At 40.9% G+C, this 26306-nt stretch carries 19 protein-coding genes and 1 tRNA gene; 10 read left to right on the forward strand and 10 right to left on the reverse strand.

From position 1 onward, the window contains the following. The first annotated feature begins 1 nt into the window (after position 1). The 10 genes from CBM24_RS09460 to CBM24_RS09500 all read left to right on the forward strand — a co-directional run bounded on the left by CBM24_RS09460 (position 2) and on the right by CBM24_RS09500 (position 14156). Entirely contained in the window at positions 2–2026 is a 2025-nt protein-coding gene (locus tag CBM24_RS09460; RefSeq protein WP_088163507.1) for a RagB/SusD family nutrient uptake outer membrane protein, read from the forward strand. Positions 2027–2044: 18 nt separating this feature from the next. After that, positions 2045–3664, forward strand: coding sequence for a DUF5123 domain-containing protein (locus CBM24_RS09465; protein WP_088161018.1), 1620 nt, complete (start codon positions 2045–2047; stop codon positions 3662–3664). Between the two features lie 38 nt (positions 3665–3702). Then, positions 3703–5181: a polysaccharide lyase family 1 protein gene (locus CBM24_RS09470; protein WP_088163508.1), complete on the forward strand. Its 1479-nt coding sequence runs from the start codon at positions 3703–3705 to the stop codon at positions 5179–5181. A gap of 76 nt (positions 5182–5257) precedes the next feature. Then, entirely contained in the window at positions 5258–6886 is a 1629-nt protein-coding gene (locus tag CBM24_RS09475) for a glycoside hydrolase family 28 protein (RefSeq protein WP_088163509.1), read from the forward strand. A 78-nt stretch (positions 6887–6964) separates the two neighbouring features. Continuing rightward, positions 6965–7300, forward strand: a complete 336-nt coding sequence (locus CBM24_RS27515) for a hypothetical protein (protein WP_198386077.1) — start codon at positions 6965–6967, stop codon at positions 7298–7300. After that, a complete protein-coding gene (locus tag CBM24_RS27520; protein WP_198386078.1) occupies positions 7297–7869 on the forward strand; it encodes an alpha/beta hydrolase in 573 nt (190 codons plus the stop codon). Before CBM24_RS27515 ends, CBM24_RS27520 begins: the two co-directional genes overlap by 4 nt. Positions 7870–7883: 14 nt before the next feature. Then, positions 7884–10346 (forward strand): glycosyl hydrolase family 95 catalytic domain-containing protein, encoded by a 2463-nt coding sequence (locus CBM24_RS09485; protein WP_088161019.1) that lies wholly within the window; start codon positions 7884–7886, stop codon positions 10344–10346. Positions 10347–10363: 17 nt separating this feature from the next. Continuing rightward, on the forward strand, positions 10364–12010 hold the full coding sequence (locus CBM24_RS09490) for a glycoside hydrolase 43 family protein (protein WP_232475746.1): 1647 nt from the start codon (positions 10364–10366) through the stop codon (positions 12008–12010). A 108-nt stretch (positions 12011–12118) separates the two neighbouring features. Continuing rightward, positions 12119–13156: a pectinesterase family protein gene (locus CBM24_RS09495; RefSeq protein ID WP_088161020.1), complete on the forward strand. Its 1038-nt coding sequence runs from the start codon at positions 12119–12121 to the stop codon at positions 13154–13156. Then, positions 13140–14156 carry an alpha/beta hydrolase gene (locus CBM24_RS09500; protein WP_088161021.1) on the forward strand — a complete coding sequence of 339 codons (1017 nt, stop codon included), beginning with the start codon at positions 13140–13142 and terminating at the stop codon, positions 14154–14156. Before CBM24_RS09495 ends, CBM24_RS09500 begins: the two co-directional genes overlap by 17 nt. 153 nt (positions 14157–14309) lie before the next feature. Here CBM24_RS09500 and CBM24_RS09505 read toward each other — a convergent pair. From CBM24_RS09505 to CBM24_RS09550, 10 genes are all read right to left on the reverse strand, one after another. Then, positions 14310–14381, reverse strand: a tRNA-Arg gene (locus tag CBM24_RS09505). Positions 14382–14579: 198 nt separating this feature from the next. Beyond that, positions 14580–15872 carry a phenylacetate--CoA ligase family protein gene (locus CBM24_RS09510; protein WP_088161022.1) on the reverse strand — a complete coding sequence of 431 codons (1293 nt, stop codon included), beginning with the start codon at positions 15870–15872 and terminating at the stop codon, positions 14580–14582. After that, a complete protein-coding gene (locus CBM24_RS09515; protein ID WP_088161023.1) occupies positions 15869–17554 on the reverse strand; it encodes a C45 family autoproteolytic acyltransferase/hydolase in 1686 nt (561 codons plus the stop codon). Before CBM24_RS09515 ends, CBM24_RS09510 begins: the two co-directional genes overlap by 4 nt. Then, complete coding sequence (locus tag CBM24_RS09520; RefSeq protein WP_088161024.1) at positions 17490–19031, reverse strand: phytoene desaturase family protein; 1542 nt, start codon at positions 19029–19031, stop codon at positions 17490–17492. Before CBM24_RS09520 ends, CBM24_RS09515 begins: the two co-directional genes overlap by 65 nt. Further along, positions 19024–22650: a 1-acyl-sn-glycerol-3-phosphate acyltransferase gene (locus CBM24_RS09525; protein WP_088161025.1), complete on the reverse strand. Its 3627-nt coding sequence runs from the start codon at positions 22648–22650 to the stop codon at positions 19024–19026. The genes CBM24_RS09520 and CBM24_RS09525 overlap by 8 nt, the downstream gene beginning before the upstream one ends. 1 nt (position 22651) lies before the next feature. Then, positions 22652–23824 carry a DUF2062 domain-containing protein gene (locus tag CBM24_RS09530; protein WP_088161026.1) on the reverse strand — a complete coding sequence of 391 codons (1173 nt, stop codon included), beginning with the start codon at positions 23822–23824 and terminating at the stop codon, positions 22652–22654. A gap of 2 nt (positions 23825–23826) precedes the next feature. Continuing rightward, a complete protein-coding gene (locus CBM24_RS09535; protein WP_088161027.1) occupies positions 23827–24204 on the reverse strand; it encodes a 3-hydroxyacyl-ACP dehydratase in 378 nt (125 codons plus the stop codon). A gap of 132 nt (positions 24205–24336) precedes the next feature. After that, complete coding sequence (locus CBM24_RS09540; protein ID WP_088161028.1) at positions 24337–24948, reverse strand: hypothetical protein; 612 nt, start codon at positions 24946–24948, stop codon at positions 24337–24339. Further along, on the reverse strand, positions 24929–25561 hold the full coding sequence (locus tag CBM24_RS09545; RefSeq protein WP_088161029.1) for a LolA family protein: 633 nt from the start codon (positions 25559–25561) through the stop codon (positions 24929–24931). The genes CBM24_RS09540 and CBM24_RS09545 overlap by 20 nt, the downstream gene beginning before the upstream one ends. Continuing rightward, positions 25551–26294: a polysaccharide deacetylase family protein gene (locus CBM24_RS09550; protein WP_157698414.1), complete on the reverse strand. Its 744-nt coding sequence runs from the start codon at positions 26292–26294 to the stop codon at positions 25551–25553. The genes CBM24_RS09545 and CBM24_RS09550 overlap by 11 nt, the downstream gene beginning before the upstream one ends. Between the last annotated feature and the right edge of the window lie 12 nt (positions 26295–26306).

Consider the following 26306-nt stretch of genomic DNA (forward strand, 5'->3'; position numbering starts at 1 on the left):
CATGAAAAATATAATCATCATTGCTGTTGTCATACTGGCCTGTATGAGTTCATGCAAAAAATATCTTGAAACCAGTTCTCCTTCTTCCCTAAGTGGAGAGACTGTATTTAAGACAAGTTCTATGACTAAAGCTGCGGTTATGGGACTGTATGGGAAAATGACCGATACCTATATCTATGGGCAGAAATTATCGGTCAACTGGCAAGGAGTATCGGATACGGAATCCAATGGTTCATTTAGCGAAACCGGATATATCTCTCAGACAGACGATTTTGGCGCCGGAAATTATTTCGGACACGCCAACAATTCTACGACAAGGTGGCAACGTTTGTTCGAGTTTGCAGAAATGGCAACCGCAGTCGTCGATGGAATCCGCAATTCACCGATTCTCGCGAGTGAAGCAAATAGCATGAAACCTCTTCTGGGAGAAGCGCTCACACTTAAATCGCTCGCATTTTTTGAGCTTGCGCGGTATTGGGGTGATATTCCGTATAAAAAAGAAGCTTCCAAGTCCGACCTGTCTAATGTGTACTTGCCAAAATCCGATAAGGATACGGTGTATCATTATTTGGTAAAGGACTTGGAAGAAGCACAGTCCTATCTTCCATACAAAGGCGGAAATAGTGAGTATGGTACAGTAGAACGTGTAACCAAAGGTTTCGCAAAAGGTCTGTTGGCACGTGTCGCATTATTTGCTGGCGGCTGGTCTCTCAGAGACAGTAAAGCATTTCCTAATTCAACTGCTGAGAAGCATCCGACAATACCTTCCAACAATGGCTATTATGTAGGTCGCCCTCAAAACTGGAAAGAATATTACCGTATCGCAGCAGAACAGGCCGCAGAATTGATCGGATCAGCAGATAACCCGCATCGTTTGGATCCAGATTTTGAGAATATATGGTCTTCCGTATGTGGTAATCGTCCAAATGCTTCAAATGAAAATTTGTTTGAAGTAGCATTTGGCATGGGTAACAATGGAGATATTGGCTCCTTGATGGGCTATGCTGTGGATGGAAATTCAAAGTATGGCTCCCGTGGATTCGGTGGTAGTTATGTAACCTCAACCGCATATTATTTTTATTCCTTCGACAGAGAAGATAAAAGGCGTGACGTGACGCTTAGCTGGATTGGCTATGGAGCTGACAATAAAGAGAAGGTGAGTAATAATCCGAATGATGTAAAATTTGGTAAATGGAGGATTTACTGGATGTCTAATTCCTATCTTGCTATGCACAAGACCGCGACAGGGCGTATCGCTACTGGAGTCAATTGGATACTAATGCGATACTCCGATATTTATCTCATGTATGCCGAAGCTCAAAGTCAGATTGAAAATCCTGATGCAGTACATGAAATGGCCAAAATATCACCGAGACAGGCTTTGGAAAAAGTTCGTGAAAGAGCATTTGGCGTCGGGTCTTCCAAAATACAAGCGTATGATGCTAACTTTTTGGATGCAGTAATTAATGAACGTGCTTGGGAGTTTGGCGGTGAGTCTGTCCGTAAACAAGATCTGATTCGTTGGGGATTGCTTTATAAAAAAATTGAGGATATGAAAATGGCGCTATGTATTATGTATGATCATAGCAAACCCGTGAAAATATTTGATAAAACCTATCAGCCAGCACAATTTCCTTCGACAGTTTATTTCCGTTATAAAGATAACGAATATATTGATAAGGCTTCCTTAAATTATTACGGTGATTTGCCTGCGGCTCCAGGTGGGGACTACATTTCTGTCAGATGGTTTCCTCAAGATGCTGCCAAGCCAGAAAAAGTAGAATCCGGAAAAGTATACAATTATACAATTTGGCCGATCAGAACATTATTGGCTGGAACAGGATTGATGGCTACGTACAATTATTCGGAATTTTTATCCACGTTGACCTATGGCGCGGAAATTCAAGCGCAGCTTAACCAGTATAAAATGGGCAATGGCGTCTGTAATTATCGGTACGTTTATCCGATATATATCGACGATATTCGGGAAGCAAGGGGCTACCTGAGTAATACCTACGGTTATTAATATCAAGCAAATAGTTTTATGAAAAAGATACTTTTAAATAGCATAATGTTGCTGGCTCTGGTTTTAAACCTGCTTAGTTGTAAGAAAGCTAACGATTGGGAGGTGGATGCTTCACATCAGCGGCTTTTTAAATCACTAAAGTTTACTACTGGTGTAGTCGGTGCAACTTCAGTGGAAATTAACTATACAAAAACAGTAGCTGCGCAGAAATATATTTTTGAATTTAGTAAGGATAGTTTGCAGTTTGCCGAAATTGTTAAGACAGTGGAAATATTAGCTGATACGTTGACTCCCTTCGCACCCTCCGCCATTCCTGCAAGGGTTGAATATCGGACTTTATTTGATAATCTGGATGGCCTTACGGAGTATTCTGTCAGGATGAAAGGAGTAAATACAGAAACAGGTGAAGAATCAAATTATTCGCAATTATATTTTAAGACAGCTGCAGAGCAGTTATTTAGTAAACTGAATATTGGTGTGGATCATATTGAGCTCTATTGGCCTGTAACAGATCGTGTAACTCATGTTAGTGTTTTTGAACCAGTAAAGAATACTGAACTGCAGAAGATAACTTTGTCCCCTACTAATAAAGCCGATGGTCATCTCAAGATTGAAGGTTTACGGCCAGGAACAAGCTATCGTGTCGCAATTTTTAACGAGGAAAACGAGCGAGGAGCAAAGACAGTTAAAACCTTAGGTATAGCTGGAGGAGAGATGATAACAGTAAACCCTGGAGACGATATCCCTACGCTGATAAGCTCAGCTGTTGCCCAAGGAAAAACCAATATCGTGCTGGTATTTACAGGTGGTAAGACTTACGATTTGGCCAATTTACTGATACCTGCAGGAATCAGTAACCTAAATCTGACCGGCACCTCAGATGCCGGCGGCAATTATCCTAAGTTAAATCTTTTGGGGCTGCAATTGACCGATCTTGTCTTGGGTGAGGTCGTGTTTGAAAATCTCGAAATTTATGCAAACGGTAGCTCTTTTTTGATCTCTCAGGATAAAAATGGTGCAAGTGTAGCTGCCTACACTTTTAAAAATTGTTATATAGAAAGACTAGGTAGTGGGGTGGTACGCCTTAACAATGCTGTGACCGTGAAAGGGATAAACTTTGATCATTGTAGAGTCGATAAAATCGGAGGATATGGTGTGGTAAATATCGGTGGTAGCACCGCAAGTGTGGATTCGATCTCAATAACCAACAGTACCTTCACCGATCTGACAACGCAGTTGATGGACGTTCGCGTCGCTGTCGGAAAGATAGTTGTTGGCAATTGTACTTTTTATAATCAAAATGCAGCAATGACTCAATTGCTCCGCTTTGATACCGCTCGATTGCCTTTTTCCTTTGTTGGAAGCAACAATATTATTGCCGGAACGAACAGTGGTGGGCGTATAAACGCAACGAGCTACGATCATGCTGGTTTTGCGCTTAACGTATCGTTTGCTGGGAGCTATCGTACAAATGAATTGCAGATAGAGCGTACTTCCCGGGATTTTTCGGAGATCACTATTTTCAGCGGAACCGCGGAAGATTTATTTGTAAATCCGATGAATAAAGACTTTCGTATTAAAGCTGGTAATGGATTTGGTGGACGTGGTACTGCTGGAGATCCACGTTGGTTTGAATAGATTGAAATATGCATAATGTTAAATCAGGAAAGGTAAGTATGAACAAATTGATATGGTGCGGAATGTTGTGTTTGATATTTTATAACACACGAGTTTCTGCTCAGCATATTGCAGCTTTTCCGGGAGCTGAAGGCGGCGGAATGTTTACAAAAGGAGGTCGGGCTGGTACAGTCTATTATGTGAATACATTGCGTGATGACGACCAGGGTGATGCACAACTAAAAGAAGGCTCGTTACGCTGGTGCCTACGACAAGATGGGGCAAAAACAATTTTGTTTAAAGTAGGGGGGACAATATGGCTCCAACAACGATTGTCAATAAACAAGGGTGATTTGACGATAGCTGGGCAATCTGCTCCCGGTGAAGGAATTACGTTAGCGGGAAATCCTGTTTCAGTAGATGCGGATAATATAGTTATCCGATTTCTGCGTTTCCGTATGGGGGATCTGCAGCTCGCTGGCCGCGATGCTGACGGAGCGGATGCTCTTGGAGGACGCCAAAGGCAGCATATCATCATCGACCATTGCTCCATTAGCTGGAGTACGGATGAATGTGCTTCATTCTATGACAATAAAAATTTCACGATGCAATGGTGCATTATTTCTGAGAGTCTGCGTCTTTCTGGACATTCCAAAGGTCCACATGGTTATGGTGCTATTTGGGGGGGAGTTCATGCAACCTTTCACCACAACCTCCTTGCTCATCATGATAGTAGAAGCCCTCGATTGGGCCCAGGAGCCCTTTACGCAGGAAGCGATACGACAGATATTCGTAATAATGTAATTTACAATTGGAATGGCAATGGAGTATATGGCGGTGAAGCCATGTATGTTAACATCGTTAATAACTTGTATAAACCTGGGCCTGCTACGAATAGTAACATTAAGGATAGAATTATAGCCATTAATGCCAAAACAGAAGAGCACCCTTTTCCAAAGATCAAAGATGTATGGGGTAAATATTTTGTGAGCGGTAATTTACTGACCCACAATTCCAGCATTTCCGCAGATAATTGGCAGGGTGTGCGGATCGTCGGCGAACAGATTCAGTCGGGAATCAGATTAGATAAGGAGATACCTCTACAAGGAACGATCCATACCCACGACGCACAAACAGCTTACGAAAAAGTACTGACATATGCAGGTAACTCCTATGTACGTGATGCTGTCGATCAGCGCATCATTAACGAAACACGTAGTGGGAGTGCTACTTTTCAAGGAAAGAGCCCTCACAATGGCGAAGGGGGAAAATGGAAAAGCCTACAGTATCCCCGTAAAGGTTTGATCGATTCACAGCAGGATATTAATCCAGATCCTGTGGGTAATCGATATGGGGCCTGGCCATCGTTGGAGGCTGGCACAGCCATTCAAGATCGTGACCGGGATGGAATACCAGATGGCTGGCTTAAAAAGAATTACCCCGAAAAACAAGCAACCGATCTAACCGAATCAGGCTATACATACCTAGAGGTGTATCTCAATAAATTGGTAGCTTCCATAACAGAGGGGCAGATCTGATATTTTATAGATTTTGTATAACAGATGAGTAAAACTAAAATAGATGTTTAAAAAAAATAAGAAAAAAGGGCTAAAGATGGCGTGCTTTTGTTTAGCAATCGGAGTATGCCAGCATATTAGCGCTCAGTCGGTAGATAGTCCATATCATTGGAATAATCTTCCTGAGGTGGAACGACCTCAATTTCGAAATGATACGATTAGTATCGAGAGGTTTGGAGCGAAGGGAGACGGCTATACCTTAAACACAAGTAGTATAAATGAGGCTATTCGTTCTAGTAGCAAAAGCGGTGGCGGTGTTGTCTTGGTGCCGGCCGGCTATTGGCTTTCAGGGCCAATAATATTACAGAGCAATGTGAACCTTCATTTGGAAGAAAACGCTTTTTTGCAGTTTACAGATGACTTCAACCAGTACAAAATTGTAGCAGGAAATTATGAAGGAAAAGTTTCGGCACGAAACGAATCACCCATCAGCGGTACAGAACTTGAGAATATTGCTATAACAGGCAAAGGTATTATCGATGGCAATGGAGATGCTTGGAGGATGGTTGGTAAAGGAGCATTGACAGAAAGCGAATGGAAAACTAAAGTTGCGTCCGGTGGTTTAATCAGTGCAGACGGCAAAACATGGTACCCCAGTGTCAAATCGAAGCTTGCGCATGAAGAAAGACGTTCTTTCTTGTTAGCTGAGGGCAAAAAATTGACTGACTTCGAGGATATCAAAGATTATTTAAGGCCTAACTTGTTAGTTTTGACCAAATGTAAGAACGTATTACTTGAAGGTGTGACCTTCCAAAATTCACCTGCCTGGAATTTACATCCCCTTATGACGCAGCATCTGACCATAAGAGATGTGAAAATCACAAACCCGGATTATGCCCAGAATGGAGACGGTATTGACATCGAATCATGTTCAAATGTGCTAATAGAGCATTGCGTCCTGGATGTGGGTGACGATGCGATTTGTATTAAATCAGGTAAAGATGAAGAAGGACGCAAACGTGGGATTGCGACCGAACGCGTTATTATTCGCCATAATAAAGTCTATAAAGGACACGGTGGCTTTGTGGTGGGTAGTGAGATGTCCGGTGGCGCACGAGATATTTTTGTAGAAGACTGCACTTTTATGGGGACTGACAAAGGCTTGCGTTTTAAGACCACACGTGGTCGAGGCGGGATAGTGGAAAATATCCACATCCGCAATATCAATATGAATAATATTGTGCAGGAGGCTATATATTTTGATATGTACTATTGGACGAAGCCTCCACAGGCCAACGAAGTTCAAGAGGTCCCGCCTGTAAGTATTGAAACCCCACGATTCCGTAATATATCAATCGATGCAATTACATGTAGGGGGGCTCAAGTTGGCATCTTTGTTCGGGGATTGCCAGAGATGCCCGTGCAGCAGGTTAGCATGACCAATCTAAACATTGTTGCCAACAAAGTGATTGAGCTTAAAGATGCAATGGGTATTGTTGTGAAAAATGCATTCTTGCACTCGAAAGATGCTAAGATACCAACTATTTATATTGAAAATGCTTCTAACTTACGGTTTGAAGGTTTGAGATTTGACAAGAACATCTCTCCAGAATTAGAAGTAAATGGACTCAACTCAACGAATATTGTATTTAATAATTCGAACATAGATAAAAAGAAATTAAGTTTTAAACATGGCGCAAAAACTAATGCTGTCAAAATTAATTAGTCTATGAGATTGTGTAGAGATTTGAAGTACTGGATGTACAGACCTAACATTAATTTTTTGACTTAAATCTCCGTGTAAATGAAAAAGTTATTGACAATTCTCTTATCTTTTGCATATCTACTGACCCAGGGTCAAGAATCAATTCTGTTATACGATACAACAATGCCAAATAGTAAAGGGTTGAAGCTTTTAGATAGTATTGCTAACGAACGCGTGTATCAAGTTGCTGAGCCTCGGATTATTCCTTTTTTTGTTTCAAAACAAGAAAATTCAGGAACTGCAGTATTGATTATTCCTGGAGGAGGTTACGCCCGTTTGGCTTATGTAGTGGCACACAGTTGGCCAAATGGTTTAATACAATTGGTATCAATGCGTTCGTGTTGCTTCATCGCTTGCCAAACTCGCCTGACGTGATCGATCGACCGCTGGCCCCCCTGCAGGATGCACAGCGGGCAATCCGTGTTATTCGGTCTAAGACGGCTGAATGGCATATCGATCCCGGTCGTATTGGTGTGATGGGCTGTTCGGCCGGAGGACATCTTGCTGCTTCCTTATCGAGCATAGAACGGCCGATCAAAGTTCTGGGTGATGCGATAGATCAATTAAGCAGTAAACCCAATTTCAGCGTTTTGGTGTCACCCGTAATTACAATGAAGGGTGATCATGCCCATCAGGGAAGCGTGGATAATCTATTGGGTAAGGTCGCTGATGATTCTCAAAAAGAGCTGTTTAGTTTGCAGGCTCAGGTGACAGAGCGTACGCCGCCCACATTTTTGGTGCATGCTCAAAACGATAAGACTGTTTCTGTACAAAATAGCCTTTTATATTATCAAGCTTTACTAGAACATAAGATTACAGCCTCTTTGCATATTTTTCCACAGGGAGGACATGCCATCGCACTGGTCAACAATCCAGGGTCGACAGCAACTTGGCCAAGCATATTGGCAGCTTGGCTTCATGAAATTAAAATGATTAAACCATAAATCTATATCTTGATATGAATATCAAATATCTTATATTTTCTAGTGTTCTATTGCTGTTTTGGAAGTTTAGTTCATCGCAAGAATTGAAGTTACACTATGATAAAGCGGCTAGTAACTGGAACGAAGCATTGCCTTTGGGGAATGGGCGTATCGGTGCCATGGTATACGGTGGAGTTTCCCAAGAAGAGATTCAACTGAATGAAGAAACGATCTGGGCCGGACGCCCTGGAAACAATGTGCCTGAAGGCAAATACACGGATATTGTAAAGATTCGTCAGTTTTTAGTTGAGGGCAGGAATAAAGAAGCGCAGGAACTGTCGAATCTCGCTTTTCCAAGAGCTGCACCAGCAGGATTGGACTATGGCATGCCTTACCAAACTTTCGGTAGTCTATTGCTTGGATTTCCGACTCACCGTCACCCTGTTCAATATCGACGGGAGTTGGATTTAAATAAAGCGATAAGTACTGTTTCTTATCAAGTCGATGGCGTCCATTATCGAAGGGAAATGTTTACGTCACTGGTCGACAGTTTGCTGTTGATCCGCATCACTGCTGATAAAGCGAAAAGTATTTCAATGGATCTAAACTGGAAAAGTCCACATCAAAATATTGGCCTAGGCATAAATAATGGAGCATTATTTCTGCGGGGAAAAGGAGGTACGGTGGATTCTAAAGAAGGGCAGGTGGCATTCTATGGATTTGTTTATCCGCAGGTTAAAGGTGGTCAAATTAATCATCATGGTGAGCAGATTACAATTAAAAATGCAGATGAAGTAATTCTTTATGTATCCATTGGAACAAACTTCAAAAATTACAAGGATCTCTCCATCGATCCTGAACGAAAGGCCATACGAATTTTTGAAAAATCAAAAGGAATTTCTTACGCGAAAGCATTGGAGCAGCATGTGAGAAAATACCAGCAGTTCTTCAGTCGGGTGAAATTGGACCTTGGTAACAATGCGCAGGCAAAAAAAACAACGGATGTGCGGATTCGGGAATTTGCGACAAATTTTGATCCACAATTAGTTGCTCTTTATTTTCAATTTGGTCGTTATTTGTTGATTTCTTCTTCACAACCTGGAGGCCAGCCTGCCAATTTACAGGGGATTTGGAATGCCAAACTTTCTCCTCCTTGGGATAGTAAGTATACGATAAACATCAATACTGAAATGAACTATTGGCCGGCTGAGGTAGGGAATTTAAGTGAAATGCACGAACCATTGTTTAGTATGTTAAATGATCTTGCTGTTACAGGTCAAGAGAGTGCACAGAAAATGTACCATGCCAGAGGGTGGAATGCTCATCATAACACTGATTTATGGCGCATTACGGGGGTTGTAGATGGCGGTTTTTACGGTATGTGGCCAATGGGCGGAGCTTGGTTGAGCCAATACATTTGGCAACATTATCTGTATAAAGGAGACATGCAATTTTTGAAGGATTATTATCATGTATTGAAAGGAGCGGCTTTATTTTACCTGGATGTTTTGACGAAGGATCCATCTGGGAAATGGCTGGTCGTAAGTCCTTCCATCAGTCCTGAAAATAGCTATGAAGCAGGTAGTGTTGGGGTTTCAGCAGGCACGACAATGGATAATCAACTTGTGTTTGATGTCTTTAATAATTTTATCCGTGCATCCTACATTGTGGATGCTGATGTCGTATTGCGGGATTCTGTCAAACAAAGTCTGGCACAGTTGCCACCAATGCAAGTTGGTCAACATGGTCAGCTTCAGGAGTGGCTTAAAGATTTGGATAGAAAAAATGATCGTCACCGTCATATATCGCATCTATACGGATTGTTTCCATCCGGTCAGATTTCACCTTTTCGCAACCCAGAACTTGCTCAGGCAGCAAAAAACTCATTGATCTACCGCGGAGATAAGTCGACTGGTTGGTCTATGGGCTGGAAAGTAAATTGGTGGGCACGTTTGCTGGACGGTAATCAATCGTATAAATTGATCAAAGATCAATTGAGCCCAGCCCCAGAGGAACAGAAAGGACAACATGGTGGTACCTATCCTAATTTACTGGACGCCCATCCACCTTTTCAGATTGATGGTAATTTTGGCTGTACATCTGGAATCGCTGAGATGTTGGTGCAATCCTATGATGGGAGCATATTTTTATTACCTGCTTGGCCAGATGAGTTACCGAATGGTGAAGTGAAAGGCTTAGTCACTAGAGGTGGATTTATTATAGATATGAGCTGGAAACATCGAAAATTAACGGGATTAAGAGTCCGATCTACCTTGGGTGGCAATTGCCGTATTCGTATTAACTCTGGTAGTACACTCTATTTAGAAGGGAAGCCGTTGAAAAAAGCGAATGGAAAAAATACGAACTCCTTTTTTGACCTAGATGAAATCAAAAAACCATTGATAAAAATGCAAAATAGTTTATTTGAAACCCCTGAAACAACGCTTTATGATCTTTCGACTACGAAAGGTAAAGTTTATGAATTTGTTGTGAAATAAAACTTAATATTCGAATTATGCTAAATACCGATAAAAAAAAATGGAAATATGTTTGCCTGATGACTATTATGAGCTTCTGTAGTTCATCATTAACATTCGGACAACATTATAATTCTAAGGTCTGGAGCCCGGATCTTGGAAATGGAAAATTCAAAAACCCTATCATCAATGCGGATTATTCCGATCCCGATGCGATCCGTGTAGGTGAAGATTATTATATGATTGCCTCTAGCTTTAATCATAGTCCAGGTCTGCCCATTCTACATTCTAAAGATATGATCAACTGGACGATTATAGGGCATGCTTTGCAAAGGCAGTTACCGGAAGAGGTGTTCAATAAAGTGCAACACGGAGGTGGTGTATGGGCGCCTTCCATACGGTATCACGATGGAGAGTTTTATATTTATTATCCCGATCCGGATTTTGGGATTTATCAGATAAAGACCAAGAATATTCGGGGGCCATGGTCTGCTCCTACGTTGGTTTTCCAAGGGAAAGGATTGATCGATCCTTGTCCTTTTTGGGATGAAGATGGTCAGGCTTATTTAGCTTATGCCTATGCGGGGAGCAGAGCAGGCTTGAAAAGCGTGCTCGCTATCGCCAAGATGAGTACCGATGGAACTTCTGTATTGGACAGAGGTACGATCGTTTATGATGGACATGAATTGGATCCTACAATTGAAGGCCCCAAAGTATATAAGCGGAATGGATATTATTATTTGTTTGCACCAGCAGGTGGCGTATCAACGGGCTGGCAATTGATTTTGCGTTCGAAAAGTATTTATGGACCTTATGAACGCAAGGTGGCTATGGCCCAGAACAAGTCGACAGTTAATGGTCCACATCAGGGAGCATGGGTAGACACACCCTCAGGAGAAAACTGGTTCTTCCACTTTCAGGATAAAGAAGCCATGGGGCGTGTGGTCCATCTGCAGCCTATGGTTTGGAAAGCCGATTGGCCCATTATAGGCGAGGACATCGATGGAAATGGAGTAGGGACACCCGTGATGAGCTATAAAAAACCTAATGTAGGAAACCAGGTTATTGCTCTGATGAATCCTCAGGAATCGGATGAGTTTGATTCTCCTCATTTAGGACTGCAGTGGCAATGGCAGGCAAATCCGGATGGAAACTGGCTTATGCCATCACACGAAGGCAAACTTCGGCTTTATAGCCAGCAGCTTCCTGAAGGAAGTAAAAATCTGATGGCAGCGCCAAATATACTGACGCAAAAATTCCCTGCCGAAAATTTCAGTGCGACAGCAAAAATACGACTGCGTCCTAGCGAGAAGGAACTTGGTGAAAAAGCAGGATTGGTGGTGGTCGGCGAAGATTATAGTCAGTTTTTTATCCGTAAGGAAAAGGGCCACTTTCAACTTTATTATGGTAGTTGTGTCAATGCCTATTCGGGAGCTGAAGAGCAGGTCAGGCGCATCGCTACTTTGCCAGAAGACTTTGTCTACCTTCGTGTACAAGTTAAAAATGGAAAGACCTGCAGCTGGACGTATAGCTTGGATGGTAAAAAATATACAGTCGTGGAAAATGGCTTCCAAGCGAAACCTGGCAAATGGATAGGAGCCACATTAGGACTCTATGCCAGCCGCGAAAAGCATATCAATGATAGTGGCTATGCAGAAGTGGATTGGTTTCGAATAGATCAATAACATAGTTTTGACCCTTTAATAACTATGAAATTATTGGAATATTTTAAAGTTATGAATAAAGTTTATATATAAATATATTAGTTTGATAATGCAATTATTTTCTGATTTATGAGACGGATAAAATTAATTAAGATCTTGGTGGCAGTTTATCTAGTTGTTAGCCTGTCATTGTTGGGATCGGGATTGCGGGCGGCCAGCCTTGAAGTGATCACTGTAGACCAACACGGAAAGGGTGATTTCACAAGTATACAGGCAGCGGTGAATTCCGTTCGTGCTTTTCGTGCAGAACATGCGGTTCGGATTTGGATCAGGAAGGGAATTTATCACGAGAAAATAGTTATCCCAACTTATGTCGAAAATGTCCAGCTTGTTGGTGAGGATGCTGCCAATACCAAGATTATTTTTGATGATTATGCAGGTAAGTTGGTTGATTGTCCGGATGAGACAGGGCAGCCGAAGCTTGGGACTTTTAGTAGTTATACGCTATTGGTACGTGCAAATAGGGTGCTTATCAAGGATATAACTATCGAAAATGCAGCCGGACCAGTAGGGCAGGCCGTAGCACTTCATCTAGAAGGGGATCAGATAGCACTGGTTAATTGCCGTCTTTTGGGATTTCAGGACACCTTGTATCTGGGTAAAAGCGGTGCAAGAAGCTATTTTTCTGATTGCAGTATCAGCGGCACGACGGATTTTATCTTCGGGCCAGGCATTGCATTCTTTAAGAGTTGCCGACTGATTTCTTTGCGGAATTCGTATGTCACAGCAGCTTCTACGCCGCAGGGGCAATTTTATGGTTACGTTTTCGACCAATGTGATTTTGTAGCTGCAGATGAGTCTGTCGATAAAGTATTTCTTGGCAGGCCATGGCGTCCTTATGCAAATACGGTTCTGGTAGATTGTAACCTAGGAGCTCATATTATTCCTGAAGGCTGGAATGAATGGAAGGGAGATGTATTATTTCCAGATAAGGATAAGACCGTATTTTACGCCGAGTTGGGATCTAAGGGAGCAGGGGCATCGGAACTCTCAAAGCGAGTGACTTGGTCACATCAGTTACCGGAAGATAAACGGGATGTTTATAAACTCGAAAAAGTAATGGAGGATTGGAAAGTTAAAGAAATGCTCGATGAAATGGAAAAATAAATATCGCTCACAGGCTCTTTTCTGGAGTACATTATTATTGTTTATGTTTTGCGATTCGGTGTGGGCCCAGAATCGAGACATTCCGAAAGATACGACTTATAATACGATGCGTGTATGGCGGCAGATCAAGAAAAGCTATCCCCATGCACGACCGGCTATGGACAGCCTAGGAGGAGATCTAAAGGTCGTACGTAATCTGGTATATGCACATCTAGCTCGAACCGATTTTGGCCCTCGGGATCTACATCTCGATGTTATCCGGCCAAATGACCAGCGAAAGCATGCGGCAGTGATATGGATCCATGGTGGTGGATGGCGTTCTGGGCAGAAGGAAATGGATGTACCCATGGCACAGTTGCTGGCGAGAAAAGGGTATGTCTGCATTCCAGTGGAGTATCAATTATCTTTGGAGGCAAAATATCCCAATGCCTTACTCAATATCAAATCGGCAATTTTGTGGCTTAAAAATCATGCCGATCAGTACGATATCGACAGTAGCCGTATCGTGGTGGCGGGAAGTTCCGCAGGAGGTCACCTAGCGAGTCTGGTTGGATTGACAGGTAATGTGCCCGAATTTGAATCATTTCTTGAGTCTAAACACAGTACGCAGATTCAGGCTATTATTAATTTGGATGGAGTGGTGGATTTCATGGCTCCGCTTTCACTCAATTTAGAACGAAAGCCCGATTCTCCTGATGCCTTCTGGCTTGGAGGAACCTTTGCCGAAAAACCGTTAATATGGAAGGAGGCTTCGCCTATATTTTGGGCCAGAGAGGAACAGAAAATTCCGATGTTATTCATAAATAGCGGTCTTCCTAGATTCCATGCCGGACAAGATGAATTGGTCGGTATGCTAAAGCGTTGGGGGACGGCACATCAAGTGTATACATTTGATGTACAGGTTCACCCTTTCTGGCTTTTCCATCCTTGGGTGAATAAGTGCGTCGATGTTATTGACGAATTTTTAAAGAATAATTTAATAAATCCAGAGCGCTTTTAGTTTGAAAGTTTTTGATCAAAGAATTGAGTCTGCTCATATTGTAATTTTTCTGGGCAAGCTATATAGGTTAGTTGGCATTTTAGGCGTTGTGAAGTGAAATTTAAAAATAAACCCCACTTTAAATTAATTTAAAGTGGGGTTTATTTTTAAATGTGTCCCCGACGAGATTCGAACTCATATCGTCAGAACCGGAATCTGAAATTCTATCCATTGAACTACGGGGACCTGTCGCAAAGATATACTATTTTCTAGATCTTACAAATAATCTTTGCGATAAAATTCAATCTTTTAGCAGACTATTTTTAATGCCTTTTGTCGACAGCATTTTTATGTTTAACATTCGCTAATTCCCTATTTTTTTATACGTGGGCTAATGATTTGTATATGAATGCTTAGCATCTGGGTGATAGTACTGTGGGCTACTTACAATTTCCTTTCATCCACCAGATAAATGGGTTTTCTGCTGAGCGGATTATAAATCCGGCTGATCAAAATTTCTTCGCGTTCGAACTCCACATTGGGAATTACGCGCAGTTTCGCCTGAAAACTATCTTTGATTTCTTTTAATAATGCGCTGTTTTGTTGTTTGGAGGATATTAAAATCCGAATGTCGTCTGTACCGACTGCAGTGCTGGAGATCTCGATCTGATAATGTTCAATTGCGGTGTAGCTGGCCAATACATCAAACATAGCCGGGGGAAACAGCGTCGTACCCTTATACTTAATCATCTGCTGTTTTCGGCCTTCAACAGGGCCTATTCTATAGGAGTTCCGACCACATGTGCAAGGGCCAGCATGTCGTCTGACCATATCGCCAGTTTTATAGCGCAAAACGGGCATAGCCTCTATTCCTAAGGTGGTGACAACTAATTCTCCCAGTTGACCATCGGATACAGGATGGTCATTATCGTCCAATATTTCGGTAATGATTAATGCTGGATGTTGGTGACCACCGGCAAAAGCTTCACATTCTGTGAATGCTGAGCTCATTTCGGTGGAAGCATAAGTGGAGTAGAGGGCAATATTCCATTTTTCCTGAATTCGTTTTGCCAGTTGGTTGTCCTGCAGGTCCGCAGTTCTAAGATTTTCACCGATACAAATGGCGACCTTTACAGAGCTGCTGTTGTAGTCGATGTTATGTTCTTCGGCATAAGCAATCATTTTGAGTAGGAAGGAGGGGACGACAACAAGAAATTTGGGTTTAAACTGCTGGATTGAATCCCATTGCATTTGAGGTATGCCAGCCCCAATACGAAGTATTCCGGCTCCAATTTTACGGAGTCCAAGAAAGTAAGCTAATCCCGCCATAAAACGACGATCTAGGGTCGTCATAATTTGTACCCGGTCGCCTTTTTTAATACCTACCCGTTGGAAGGAAATCATCTCATTATAAGCGAGACGCTCTAGGTCCGCGTCTGTTAATCCAAATACAACAGGTGTCCCCAGTGTACCGGAAGTTGTGGAGAAGTCGACAATCTCCTCTTCGGGGACGCACAGAAAATCCCAGTTAAACTGCTGCAGCTGTTCTTTGGAAGTCGTCGGCAAAAGGGGGAGATCCTGAACACCGCGGATGCGTTGTAAGTCAACTCCTTCACGTTGAAAAAGACGTTTGTAGTAAGTTGAATGTGTATTCAAATAGTTTAAAACATATCTTAGCTTTTCATCTTGATAATGGGTTATTTCTTCAAGACTGGCTTGTTCTATCGTTGGGATCATCGATTATCTCCTTTCTTCTCAATTTTATGAATATATGAAGCAATGTTTTTGCGGTCAACCAAAGTGGTCACTTCGCAGGAGTCGGCCTGTTGCAATTGCTTTAGTGCTTCTTCATAGCGCTTTTGCTCAAAATAATACGTTCCTCTCTTGTAATAGACTGCCCAAAACAGGGGATTGAGCTTTTGATATTCCTGCCATTCCGATTCAGTAATTTCTTGGTCAGACTTCAGTTTGTGGTCTATTATTCGATCTCGTTTACGGTAATCCTCATAATCGCGGTAGGCTTTACTATTCAAAAATGTATCTTGGGGAATATTCAATGCTGTATTGGCCAATGTAGACGCTGGCTGATGTGCCTTGTTGTCGAAGATTTTATTTAAGTCATAACAGACAAATTCCCCAAGCTGATAGGGGTTGGCTGAGATCCATACAAGGCGTTTTTTTGGTTGGAAAATGACGCCATGATGAGCCAAGAGCTGATTTAAGGCCTTTTCATTGCCATAGCCTATTTCTTTATTTTTTAATCCATTGCGATCTCTTAGTATAGCCGCAACTTTAGGGGCTGTAAGCTTATCCTGCTGTTGCAACTGCTCTGTCAGCAGTTGGTGTCGATAAACACTGTGGCTTTCTTCAATCTGTTTTTGATTGCGCTTATCGGATTGATAGGTACTGCTCTGAAAATGATTTGTGCATAGCAGGTAATTTGCATTGTCTGATTCAAAAACAGCAAATTTATGTGGCGACATCTCAATTAAGATGGCACGGCCTTCATCTGCAGACCCGATCATAAGTGATTCTGAAATAAAAATAGGATGTTTTTTTGCAATGGCGATGGCTTCCTTAAAATTTCGAGCATATTGGAGTATTTCTCGGGCAACAATAGATATAGGCGTTTTTGCAGCCCAAGGAATAGACGATTTTCCTGCATTGAGTGTAACTGTCAGGCCAGCACTGTTCATGCCGGAGACGACACCAATCATGCCTGCCCAGCCCACGGAGAGAAATGAATAACCAGAATCGGGTTTCACAATAGTGATTAATTTGTTGTGACTAAAATCGTCGCCCGCATAAAAGTCAAAATTTCGCCCGATAATGAGCTCGCCATCTGCAGACTTTGGTCCCCATGCCGCTAAGGAAGAACAGCCAACCAAAGCGAGGTCCTGAAAAGCATGACCCAAGTCATGGGCCCCATGAAGAAAAAGATTCCGCTGATAGGGATCCATAAGGGAGTCGTAGCGAGGAGAAGCATACCGTGACAATCCAAAAATCTCTTTTCTATACGCTATCGGGATATATTTATGGATGTTTCGATTATAGACTTTAGTCAATTTCATCATCCATTTCTGCTTGCGCTGAGAAGGGATAAACTCTTGAATTTTAGAAAAGAAAGCCTTTTCTTGGTAGGCATAAAGCGATTGTGTCAGTATACCCGTTTTTAATCCAAGTTCCATCGGGTTACCGCTGACGTAGAGTTCCCATAAACCTTGTGCGTTATGAAATAGGAAGTTACTGTCTATGCTGAGATAATTGTCCGTAGAGTCGGCCAACCTTAATGTCGGAATCGCCTGCTGTTCGAATTTAGCTTTTTCTTTCAGGGCACCATTTAGCGCACAAGAGCTAAATAGTGATGCTATCCAAATCGCCAACCAATACTTTTTCATCATTCTCTTTAAATAGATCATCTTCAAATTCTTTTCCAAGCATCATTAAGCAACAGGAGAAGGCTGTAATTGTAACCCCCAACACACCGTGCATCTTGACATTTTGGCCTGTCAGAAACAAGTTCTTGACTTTCGTCTTCGTGGAAATTAAGCTATTCAACGGATGCTTGTATTCTTTTAAATAGCCATACATATTACCTTCCTCGGCCCCGATAAAATCACGGTAGCTTAATGGACTGGACGTGTGAACAGATTGAGCGGCAGCTTTAATATTCGGAAACAAGTGTTGGAGTTCTTCGATAATTTCTGCAGCCTTGGCAGCTTTAAAGGCTTCATACTCTTCACCACGGCTACTTAACTGCTGGATAATGGACCGATTGAAAGTCTCATTCCACTGTTGCACTTCGTCCGCAGTCATATAACACATCACGGTCATGGTGCTACAATAGCGTTGATTTTCGCTGTTACAGCTCATGGAAACGACTAAGGGAGATTGCTCCTGATTATACCAAACGGAAGCGATGTTTTTATAATGGTAAATATTATAATTTTGATAGGGGATATAACCTTCTTTACAAACGATGTAAACGGAAAAAACCGAAGGGCTCAACGGTAAGCCTTGTATACGCTTGACATAAGCTTGCTTTTGAAATCTTTCAGGCAGCATGGCAAAGGTATGCCGGAGATTGATATTCGAAACAAACTCCTTTGCATAAATCAGCTGCTGGTCATCGGTGCGTACTGCTTTGATCAGCTGATCGTCCATTTCTACAGCAATGACTTCTTTATTTTTGATGATGTCACCACCATATTTACGCAATTGGCGGATCAATAACTTGGCAATTTGGCTACCGCCGTTTACACAACGCCAAGCGGACTGAATATAGGAGTTTATGGTAAGCGCATGTACATAGAGTGGGGTACTTTCTGCTTTTGCAACATAAAGGAAGTTCGAACCGACGAGTACAGCCTTAAGGAGTTCGTTATCGGTCAAATCGTCTAAAAAAGACTTCAATGAAATACCGAGTACAGCCTCATTGAACCCAAAACTTTTGCGGAGATTATACATAGGAAATGAATTACAGATGTCCTGTATCTTCTCACAATATACGGTTAAGGCCTGCTTTTCTTCAGGAAAGTAATGAAGCAATTGTTGTACAAAATTTTCATATCCTTGTGCATGTGGATAATTGATCGGATTTCCATCAAATGAAATTCGATCATATTCATCGATTCCCATGCGTTGGATCGATAGATCCTTCATAATCCCCAGATACTCAAAATATTTATACAGGTTTTCACCTTCACCCAAACCGCCAATGTAATGTACCCCTGTGTCTAAGATTTCTTTGTCTCGCACAAAAGTCTGCAGATTGCCACCATATTGATTGTTTTTTTCAATGACACATACTTCGCGTCCAAATTTAGCAAGGAGAACTGCGGTAACAAGGCCTCCTAGCCCTGAACCAATGATGACGCTATCGTAGACTTTATCCATTTGTTCTTCTTTTTAATACGCAACTGTATTGATCTTTAAATACTTCTTCAAAACCAATGTAATGTGGCTTTTCTAGGAAATCATAACATACAATAGTATGTGTCGAATCGCTGATTTCAACCTTTTCATCGTTGCTGCCCCAGATCAGTACATCGAAACGTAATGTGGTTTCGGTCGGCTGATTTAGATAAGTCAATTTACGTTTATGCTTTAGATACGTATTGCCCGCAATAGCACGTTTTTCAGGATCACGGATATAGCTTTCTATATGTCGCTGTGCCTGTTGCATGGTCAACAAAAAATCAATATGACCAAAATCGTTTCCAATATGCAAAATTTTTGCATTTGCTGCAATGAAATTATTCCAGGTTGCATAAGACTCCTGATGAAGGTCAAAATCATTTAGGCTTAATTTTTCGATTTCCGTTTCTTTATACCGATAGTTTAAGCTTATTTTTTCTCTAAAGTAAGTCGGACCCTCAAATTGCTTTCTGATTTCAGCGAACTGTTGTTTGAATAAGCGACTGATCGTTTTACAGCGTGCAGAATAATTATCCCCAAACTGTTGGTCGGTAGGTCGAATTCTTTCGCCTATGACTGTACTGAGTGTTCCATCATAAATGACAAAATCTCCTTTTGGACAAACGTCGGCAGCACCGTGTATATAAATAGGGAGTATATCCAGCTGCAGCTGTTCGGCAATATAGAATGCGCCTTTGTGGAACCGTTGTACATCATTTGTTGCCGATCGCGTTCCTTCTGGAAAAATCGCAATCGAATACCCTGCATCGATACGTTGCTTTAAGATGTTTTTCGATTTTTCTAAATCGTCGTCGAGCATTAAAAAACCTGCACGCCTAACCACACGGCCAAAGACTGGTGATTTGTAGACCCATTCGTTCGTAACAAATACGCACTTTGGCAATAAACGCCCAATAAGAAGTGTATCTAATAGCGAATTGTGATTGGCTATAATAATCGCGGGTTTTTTGAAGTCTTCGTCATGCGCGTTGAATTGCTGTTTCTTGACAAAAGGGTTGGACTTCAATACAGAGTCTCCAAAACGAGACATTACGCGTGTCATCCAAGCTCTATTAGAGATCAAACTAAAGAGAAGGCCTGAAAGCATACTTCCGATGATATAGTAGCTGAACGAAAACGCTGAAATCAAGCGCAGACGCAAACTAAGCGGAGATAAGCCTTGGGAAGGCCTGCGGCGAAATACAAACCTAAAAACGAGCGGATAAAGAACAAAAGTGTTTAAAACCGCTGCTGTAACACCGAGTAGGGAAACTGCTGAAATGGATTTTAATGCCGGGTGTTTAGCGAAAATTAAAGCACCGATGGCTAAAATTGTCGTTAATACGGCAAGTAGAATAGACGTACGGTACATAGGCATTTCATCTTTGCCGGTACTGTATTCTTTTTGCAGGGCTGCGGTCATAAATATGGCAAAGTCTACACCGTGACTGAATACAAGTGTACAGACAATGGTACTGAAAATATTAAATTCGAGGTGAAACAGGCCCATGAGGCCCCCTGTAACCAAGCCTGTTAACACAATAGGTACCATGCTGATCAATGTCAGCTCGATGCGGCGAAATGACAACCAAAGAATAACAAATATGGCTACAAAGCTATAATTGACCAAGGTGTTGAAGTCATTGACCAGCTGTCCCAAAAAGGTTTCATTCATTTCTTTGCGATCAATGACAACGGTACTGCCATTATTGAACTGCTTTATCAATTTTTCCCGGTTTCCTTCTGCCGTTTTTACAATGGTATTTGCGGTGAAAAAGCCATCTTTGGAACTGATATACTCGCTCAATATTCCATTGTTGAGTTTCTGATAATCATCCCATGTGACGGTCGAAAATTTTTGATCCAAAAGGGAGAAGAAAGCTTGATAAGCAGTTGGTTTGAAACCAAAAGCAGCGCTAGAACGGATAAGATTCTCGCGGATTTCCGTTTTACGGACATCTGTCCAAAAGGAATTCCACTGGGCAATTTTCGCCTCCTGATCCTTTTTCGATAGAACAATTTCACCAATGGAATTGATAGCGATCATACCTGTATCTTGTTGTAATCTACTATACAATAAAGAATTAGCCGAAAGAACCTGGTCGATATTGTTACCATAGTTTATCAGAAATAGCGACTTATTTTGTTGTTGTGCTGAATTTTCAAGTTTGTATTCGGCTTCTTGCAGTTCTTTTGGGAAGAAATTTAGTGCAGATAAATCTTTATTGAACCCGACTTTCCAAAAAGTAAACAAGCTCACTACTAACAATAGGTAGCTAAATATTTGTAAGGGTTTATTCCGTTCAAAACTGAATGCGGAAATCCGATCGATGAGATGGTTTTTATCATCCGAGGTTTTTATATTCGGTTTATAGATATGCGGGATAAGAATCAAAGAGAATATTCCCGAGAACAGGATGGCAATGAACGCAAATATTCCCAAATCTTTTAAGGCCTCCGAATTGACGAAGAGCAGGCAAAGAAAAGAAACGGCTGTAGTGCCCGCACTCATCAAGATTGGCTTAGTGATTTCTTTATAGAGGTGTTTGATATCCTGAGTTTGCTTGAAATGCGTCATGATATGCAGCGCATAGTCTATGGTAATGCCAATTAATACTGCAGCAATGGAGATTGAAATAGCAGATATTGTACCCCGCAGAAAGTAAAGAAATGCGAGTGCTAGTAAAGCCCCAAAAAGCGAGGGAATAAAGATGATGACCGGAATTTGCACTTTCTTGTAAAAGAGAATCAAAATAAGCATCAATAAACTCATCGAAATAAGGATGGTCGTTTGGATATCTGTTTTGATTTGCTTTGCATTGGCGACAGCAACCAAAGATGATCCGAAGTAGCTTAGTTTGGTTTTTTTTAGGTAGACCTTGTTTAACGCACTTTTCATGTTGTCAAGCCTGTCGACAAAAATCGCATTATGTTCTGTTTCCGAGCCTGAATATTTGGGATTAATAAACAATAACAGCTTGCTTGAATCTTTTGTAATAATATAGCCATTGTAAAGTTGAAAATCGCCGGCAATACTGAGCTTTTGGAATTTTTTAAGCGCCATAAAGCCAATCCCTAGGGGATCTCGTTGTATAAAAGATTTTGCAACGATACTCGTAGGCGAAATTAATGCAGCATAATTGGCTTCCACTACCTGCGCTATGCTATCACTTGGCAGGTGGCTTGCTATGGTTTTGTAATCGTTCTCGTCCAATAATGTCGGCAAATGCTGGTATACAAACTGCATGGTACTTTCCATTTCCGCGTCGCTAATTTGCCCTTGTATACTATGATAGTAGGGAGCAAGCGATACGATGCTATCGGAAAAGGAATTAGCCATTTCAACCATATCGTCAATTGAAGCATCTTTTTCCCGTTCAATAATGACGCTTATTTTATCCGAAAACTTAAGTTGGGTCAATATTTTGGCAACCTCATTTGTCCGTTCATTTTGAGGTATGATCCGCGTAATATCTTCTTCAAATTTTAGTTTTAGTGCGAAATATCCCGTTGCGACCAAAAAGAGCAGGGCAACTAACCAGGCGATATAAGGTTTCTTCTTGAAAAATAGATAAAGCTGATAAAAATAATGCTGCATATTAACGTCGTTGATTAAACCGCAATAGCGTAAAGGAGGAAAGTCCAAATAGGACTGCGGTCACTAAAGCCAAAGCGAGACTACCCAGTACATATTGTAAAAAATGTTCGGATATAGCTTGAAAATCTATTTGGCTATAATCCAACAAAGGTTTGGCACTGGATATAAATAACTTTCCTGTTTGTATCGATCCCCAAATAATCAATGGGATCATAGGGGGGATACTGACATTTGAAAAGGCAAAACAAAGACCTTTATTAAGCCTAAAGACAGAGGCGAGAAAAATTGATAAAAAAGACTGAAATCCCCATAAAGGGGCAATCCCAATAAACACACCCAATGCAATCGAAATGGATTTAATAAAATTCGAATCGTGCGTTCCCAGAATATCTTCTTTTAGAAAATCCTTAAAGCTTTTTTTTTTGAAACTTCGAAAAGCGTTTCTTGGAAATATGTAGAGTAGACTAATCAAAACTAAGAAGGTGTTAAGGATGCTAATTCGTGTGAAGTCCTTAAATGGTCTAAAATGCGAAACTCGCTCTGTCGGATCGTAAAGTATCTTAATCGGTACATTCTTCACGACAATGTCTTTCCATGCTGAGCGTACAATTACTTCAATTTCTAGTTCGAATTTGTTGGTATATAGTTTTTTAGGTATGCGATCAAGAGGGTAGAGTCTGTATCCTGATTGCGTGTCAGCAAGTTTTATCCCTGTTTCAAACCAAAACCAAAAATTGGAAAACTTATTACCGAAACTGCTCTTTTTGGGTATGCCGGCTTGGCCCATTTGGCGCTCACCAATCAATAAAATATTTCCGTCACTTTGGTTGAGTGCGTCTATAAAAGTTGGAATGTCATCGGGAAAATGTTGCCCATCCGAATCGATGGTGATTGCATACTGAAATCCCTGTTTTCTTGCCGTATCAAACCCTATTCGTAAAGCTTTGCCCTTACCTGAATTCTTTTCCAGGTGCAGCACTGTAATGGAAGGGTAATTTGCTAAAATCTCTGCTGTTGCATCCGTCGAACCATCATTGACTACAATAACCTGTGTGGTATAGGCCAAAACCCCATCTAAAACTCTTTTTAGCGTTTTAGCATTGTTGTAGGTAGGTATGAGTACACATACAGCTGTAGGAATAATAGATTGGCTGAAGCTTGGCGAATTGATCATGGCTATACAACAGGATAAGTGCGGCAAAAATTGAGTTCCATTTTAAGTGCAAGGGTATCATCGAAAGAACAATTGGCCTTGATCTGTATGGTTTCGGTCTCTTGAACCGCCAATTCCAATGTCAGCATGGAATGAACGGAAGGATCTATAATGGCATAAAAACGAATGTTTTTGGCAGACCGCATATGGAGTTTTGTCTGCAGTAAATCTTCGGTTATATTTTTTATGATCTGTAACATACATACACCTGGTGTTACTGGTCGCCCTGGAAAATGCCCGTTAAAAATCGGATGATCGGGATGAATACCTATCTCCATCAAATATTTTCCATCTTCACGCACCTGACTATTGTGTATCGTATAAAAGTCTGCTAAAACCATGTTTCAAACTTAGATAAATTACCTTTTATATGCAATATAATAGCGGAGCATAATAAAAGTAATTGAAGAACTTACTATAGCGGAAATACGGCTTTGTTTATTTTTTATATCTAGCCTTATGTATCATGTCGCTTAAAATGGAATATTTACAAAATCCATTTTTAGCTTGATACCACGATGTTTTATAATAAAGCTGTCAAGTTTCCCCAAAGAATCTGGTTTGAATTGAATTTCAAAAGATCTTTTGTACTTGGATGCCATTTCGATTTTGGTTAAGGTTCCTTGGTCATCTATCTTAAGAAAATATCGTTTGCCGTTATAGATACTTAAAAATTGATTGGCTATTAAATTTTGATAGTCAGCTCTATAAGTTGTTTGTGTTAAAGCTCTGAAATCCCTCACTAAGGTGTGGAGGATTATCTTTCTGTCGAGATCTTGCATGACATAATTGACCAGATGTTGGTCTTTGGAAATCGTTATATCAAATAAGGTATTCCCCAGATCAGAGGTAAGTACAATCCGATGATCGTCCTGACTGATTCTTTTGGCGACAAACATTCCTGTCATCTCTTTTCCATAAAAGCGAATTGTGGCCCGATATAAGCGCTCTTCATTTAACCTGGCAAAATAGGGGTTTTGAACGAGAGTGTCGATTGCACCATAGTTTTGTTTACCATTTGGGTAGTAAACCTTACATCCTGTCAGAAGAACTAAAAGTAACAGACTAAAAACTGAATAACGCATCGCCGATTGGTTGGTTGATCTGCTTGTTTTTGAAAACTATTTTTGTATAATCTTTAGACGGTTCTATCAACTGGACTTCCGAAACTGTAGATTGTTGATCATTAAAATACAATACGATCGTTTGAATATAAGCCGATAGCTCTTTTGTTTTAGGTGAAAGCTTCGCTATGCGTTGATTTCGATTTTTGTGAAAGGTGATCGTAAAGTCATCGGCAGCAAAGAGATCTCCACTGATGCTGCCAATAATCATTTTATTGATTTTCTCGAACTTTTTATTGTTGCCAAGGTCGACCTTATTTTTTTTACCTTGATCATTTACCAATACTTTATTGTCTTTAAAAAGAATACCATATTGGATCGGTGTATTGTATTTCCAAAGCAGCTTGTTTGGGTTTTTCAATAACATGGATCCACTGGACGTAATCTCTTTAGAAAGAAAATCCAAGTGCTTATATTGGACAAAATCTGTTTTTAAGGTTTTTATTTTTTGTGCTTCCGCTACGACGGTTTGTTTAAAACTAGTTATTTCAGCGCTTGACATAGCTGTTTCTTGTGCTTTGGTCAGCGCAATGTGAAATACAGAAACAAGGAGTAGAATGAGCTTAGTTTTCATATACTTTTTGATTTAAGAAATCTTCCAAATTTACGGCTTCTAATTTGTTAACCTTTAATGCCATTAATAAACTTTTAACGATATGTACTGTTTTCTCGGATGTATCATGTAAAAGAATGATACTGCCGGGACTTAGTTTTTTTGCAATGCGTGCAAAAATCTGATCTTCAGTTAGATTTAAAGTATCCAAGGAGCGGATGTTCCAACCAATGGATTTCAACTTGCAATCGTGCAATGCTTTTGCAATATGTGGATTGCTGACACCAAATGGAGGCCTGTAAAGCAATACTTTTTTTCCTGTTGCCGTTTCAATGGCATGATTAGCTTCATTTATCTCTTCAACAACTTGTCTGCTTGGCAGAAACCCCATCTTATTGGGATGATTCATGCTATGATTGGCAATTACATGGCCCCTTTCAATAATTTGCTTCGCTATCATGGGATACTTGACGACCTGTGTGCCAATACAAAAAAAACTAGCTTTTGCTTGATATTGATCCAGTAAGTCTAGTATTTCCAAGGTAAAAGGTGTAGGGCCGTCATCAAAAGTGATCGCAACTTGCCGCACATTTTTTCTTACGCTTGTTGTCGATTGCATAAAGAAATTTAGACGGAGATCAAATGCTCCCCAGGAAACTATTCCAACATACATAATCAGCACAATAATCAAAGGAGAATACAGTTGATCGTTTTTCCAGATGAATACAGTCATCAGAAAAAGGGCAAGACTCACGTATGTTGTGTT

This window comes from Sphingobacterium sp. G1-14, from assembly GCF_002196555.1.
Classification (GTDB): domain Bacteria; phylum Bacteroidota; class Bacteroidia; order Sphingobacteriales; family Sphingobacteriaceae; genus Sphingobacterium; species Sphingobacterium siyangense.

What these genes read in the sequence shown, in the direction of transcription:
- CBM24_RS09535 (WP_088161027.1), bottom strand. Translation starts at nt 24,204, where the DNA reads ATGGTTTTAGCAGACTTTTATACGATACACAATAGTCAGGTGCGTGAA.
- CBM24_RS09495 (WP_088161020.1), top strand. Translation starts at nt 12,119, where the DNA reads ATGAGACGGATAAAATTAATTAAGATCTTGGTGGCAGTTTATCTAGTT.
- CBM24_RS09520 (WP_088161024.1), bottom strand. Translation starts at nt 19,031, where the DNA reads ATGGATAAAGTCTACGATAGCGTCATCATTGGTTCAGGGCTAGGAGGC.
- CBM24_RS27515 (WP_198386077.1), top strand. Translation starts at nt 6,965, where the DNA reads ATGAAAAAGTTATTGACAATTCTCTTATCTTTTGCATATCTACTGACC.
- CBM24_RS09545 (WP_088161029.1), bottom strand. Translation starts at nt 25,561, where the DNA reads ATGAAAACTAAGCTCATTCTACTCCTTGTTTCTGTATTTCACATTGCG.
- CBM24_RS09500 (WP_088161021.1), top strand. Translation starts at nt 13,140, where the DNA reads ATGAAATGGAAAAATAAATATCGCTCACAGGCTCTTTTCTGGAGTACA.
- CBM24_RS09475 (WP_088163509.1), top strand. Translation starts at nt 5,258, where the DNA reads ATGGCGTGCTTTTGTTTAGCAATCGGAGTATGCCAGCATATTAGCGCT.
- CBM24_RS09490 (WP_232475746.1), top strand. Translation starts at nt 10,364, where the DNA reads ATGCTAAATACCGATAAAAAAAAATGGAAATATGTTTGCCTGATGACT.
- CBM24_RS09510 (WP_088161022.1), bottom strand. Translation starts at nt 15,872, where the DNA reads ATGATCCCAACGATAGAACAAGCCAGTCTTGAAGAAATAACCCATTAT.
- CBM24_RS09530 (WP_088161026.1), bottom strand. Translation starts at nt 23,824, where the DNA reads ATGATCAATTCGCCAAGCTTCAGCCAATCTATTATTCCTACAGCTGTA.
- CBM24_RS09540 (WP_088161028.1), bottom strand. Translation starts at nt 24,948, where the DNA reads ATGCGTTATTCAGTTTTTAGTCTGTTACTTTTAGTTCTTCTGACAGGA.
- CBM24_RS09515 (WP_088161023.1), bottom strand. Translation starts at nt 17,554, where the DNA reads ATGATCTATTTAAAGAGAATGATGAAAAAGTATTGGTTGGCGATTTGG.
- CBM24_RS09460 (WP_088163507.1), top strand. Translation starts at nt 2, where the DNA reads ATGAAAAATATAATCATCATTGCTGTTGTCATACTGGCCTGTATGAGT.
- CBM24_RS09470 (WP_088163508.1), top strand. Translation starts at nt 3,703, where the DNA reads ATGAACAAATTGATATGGTGCGGAATGTTGTGTTTGATATTTTATAAC.
- CBM24_RS09485 (WP_088161019.1), top strand. Translation starts at nt 7,884, where the DNA reads ATGAATATCAAATATCTTATATTTTCTAGTGTTCTATTGCTGTTTTGG.
- CBM24_RS09525 (WP_088161025.1), bottom strand. Translation starts at nt 22,650, where the DNA reads ATGCAGCATTATTTTTATCAGCTTTATCTATTTTTCAAGAAGAAACCT.
- CBM24_RS09465 (WP_088161018.1), top strand. Translation starts at nt 2,045, where the DNA reads ATGAAAAAGATACTTTTAAATAGCATAATGTTGCTGGCTCTGGTTTTA.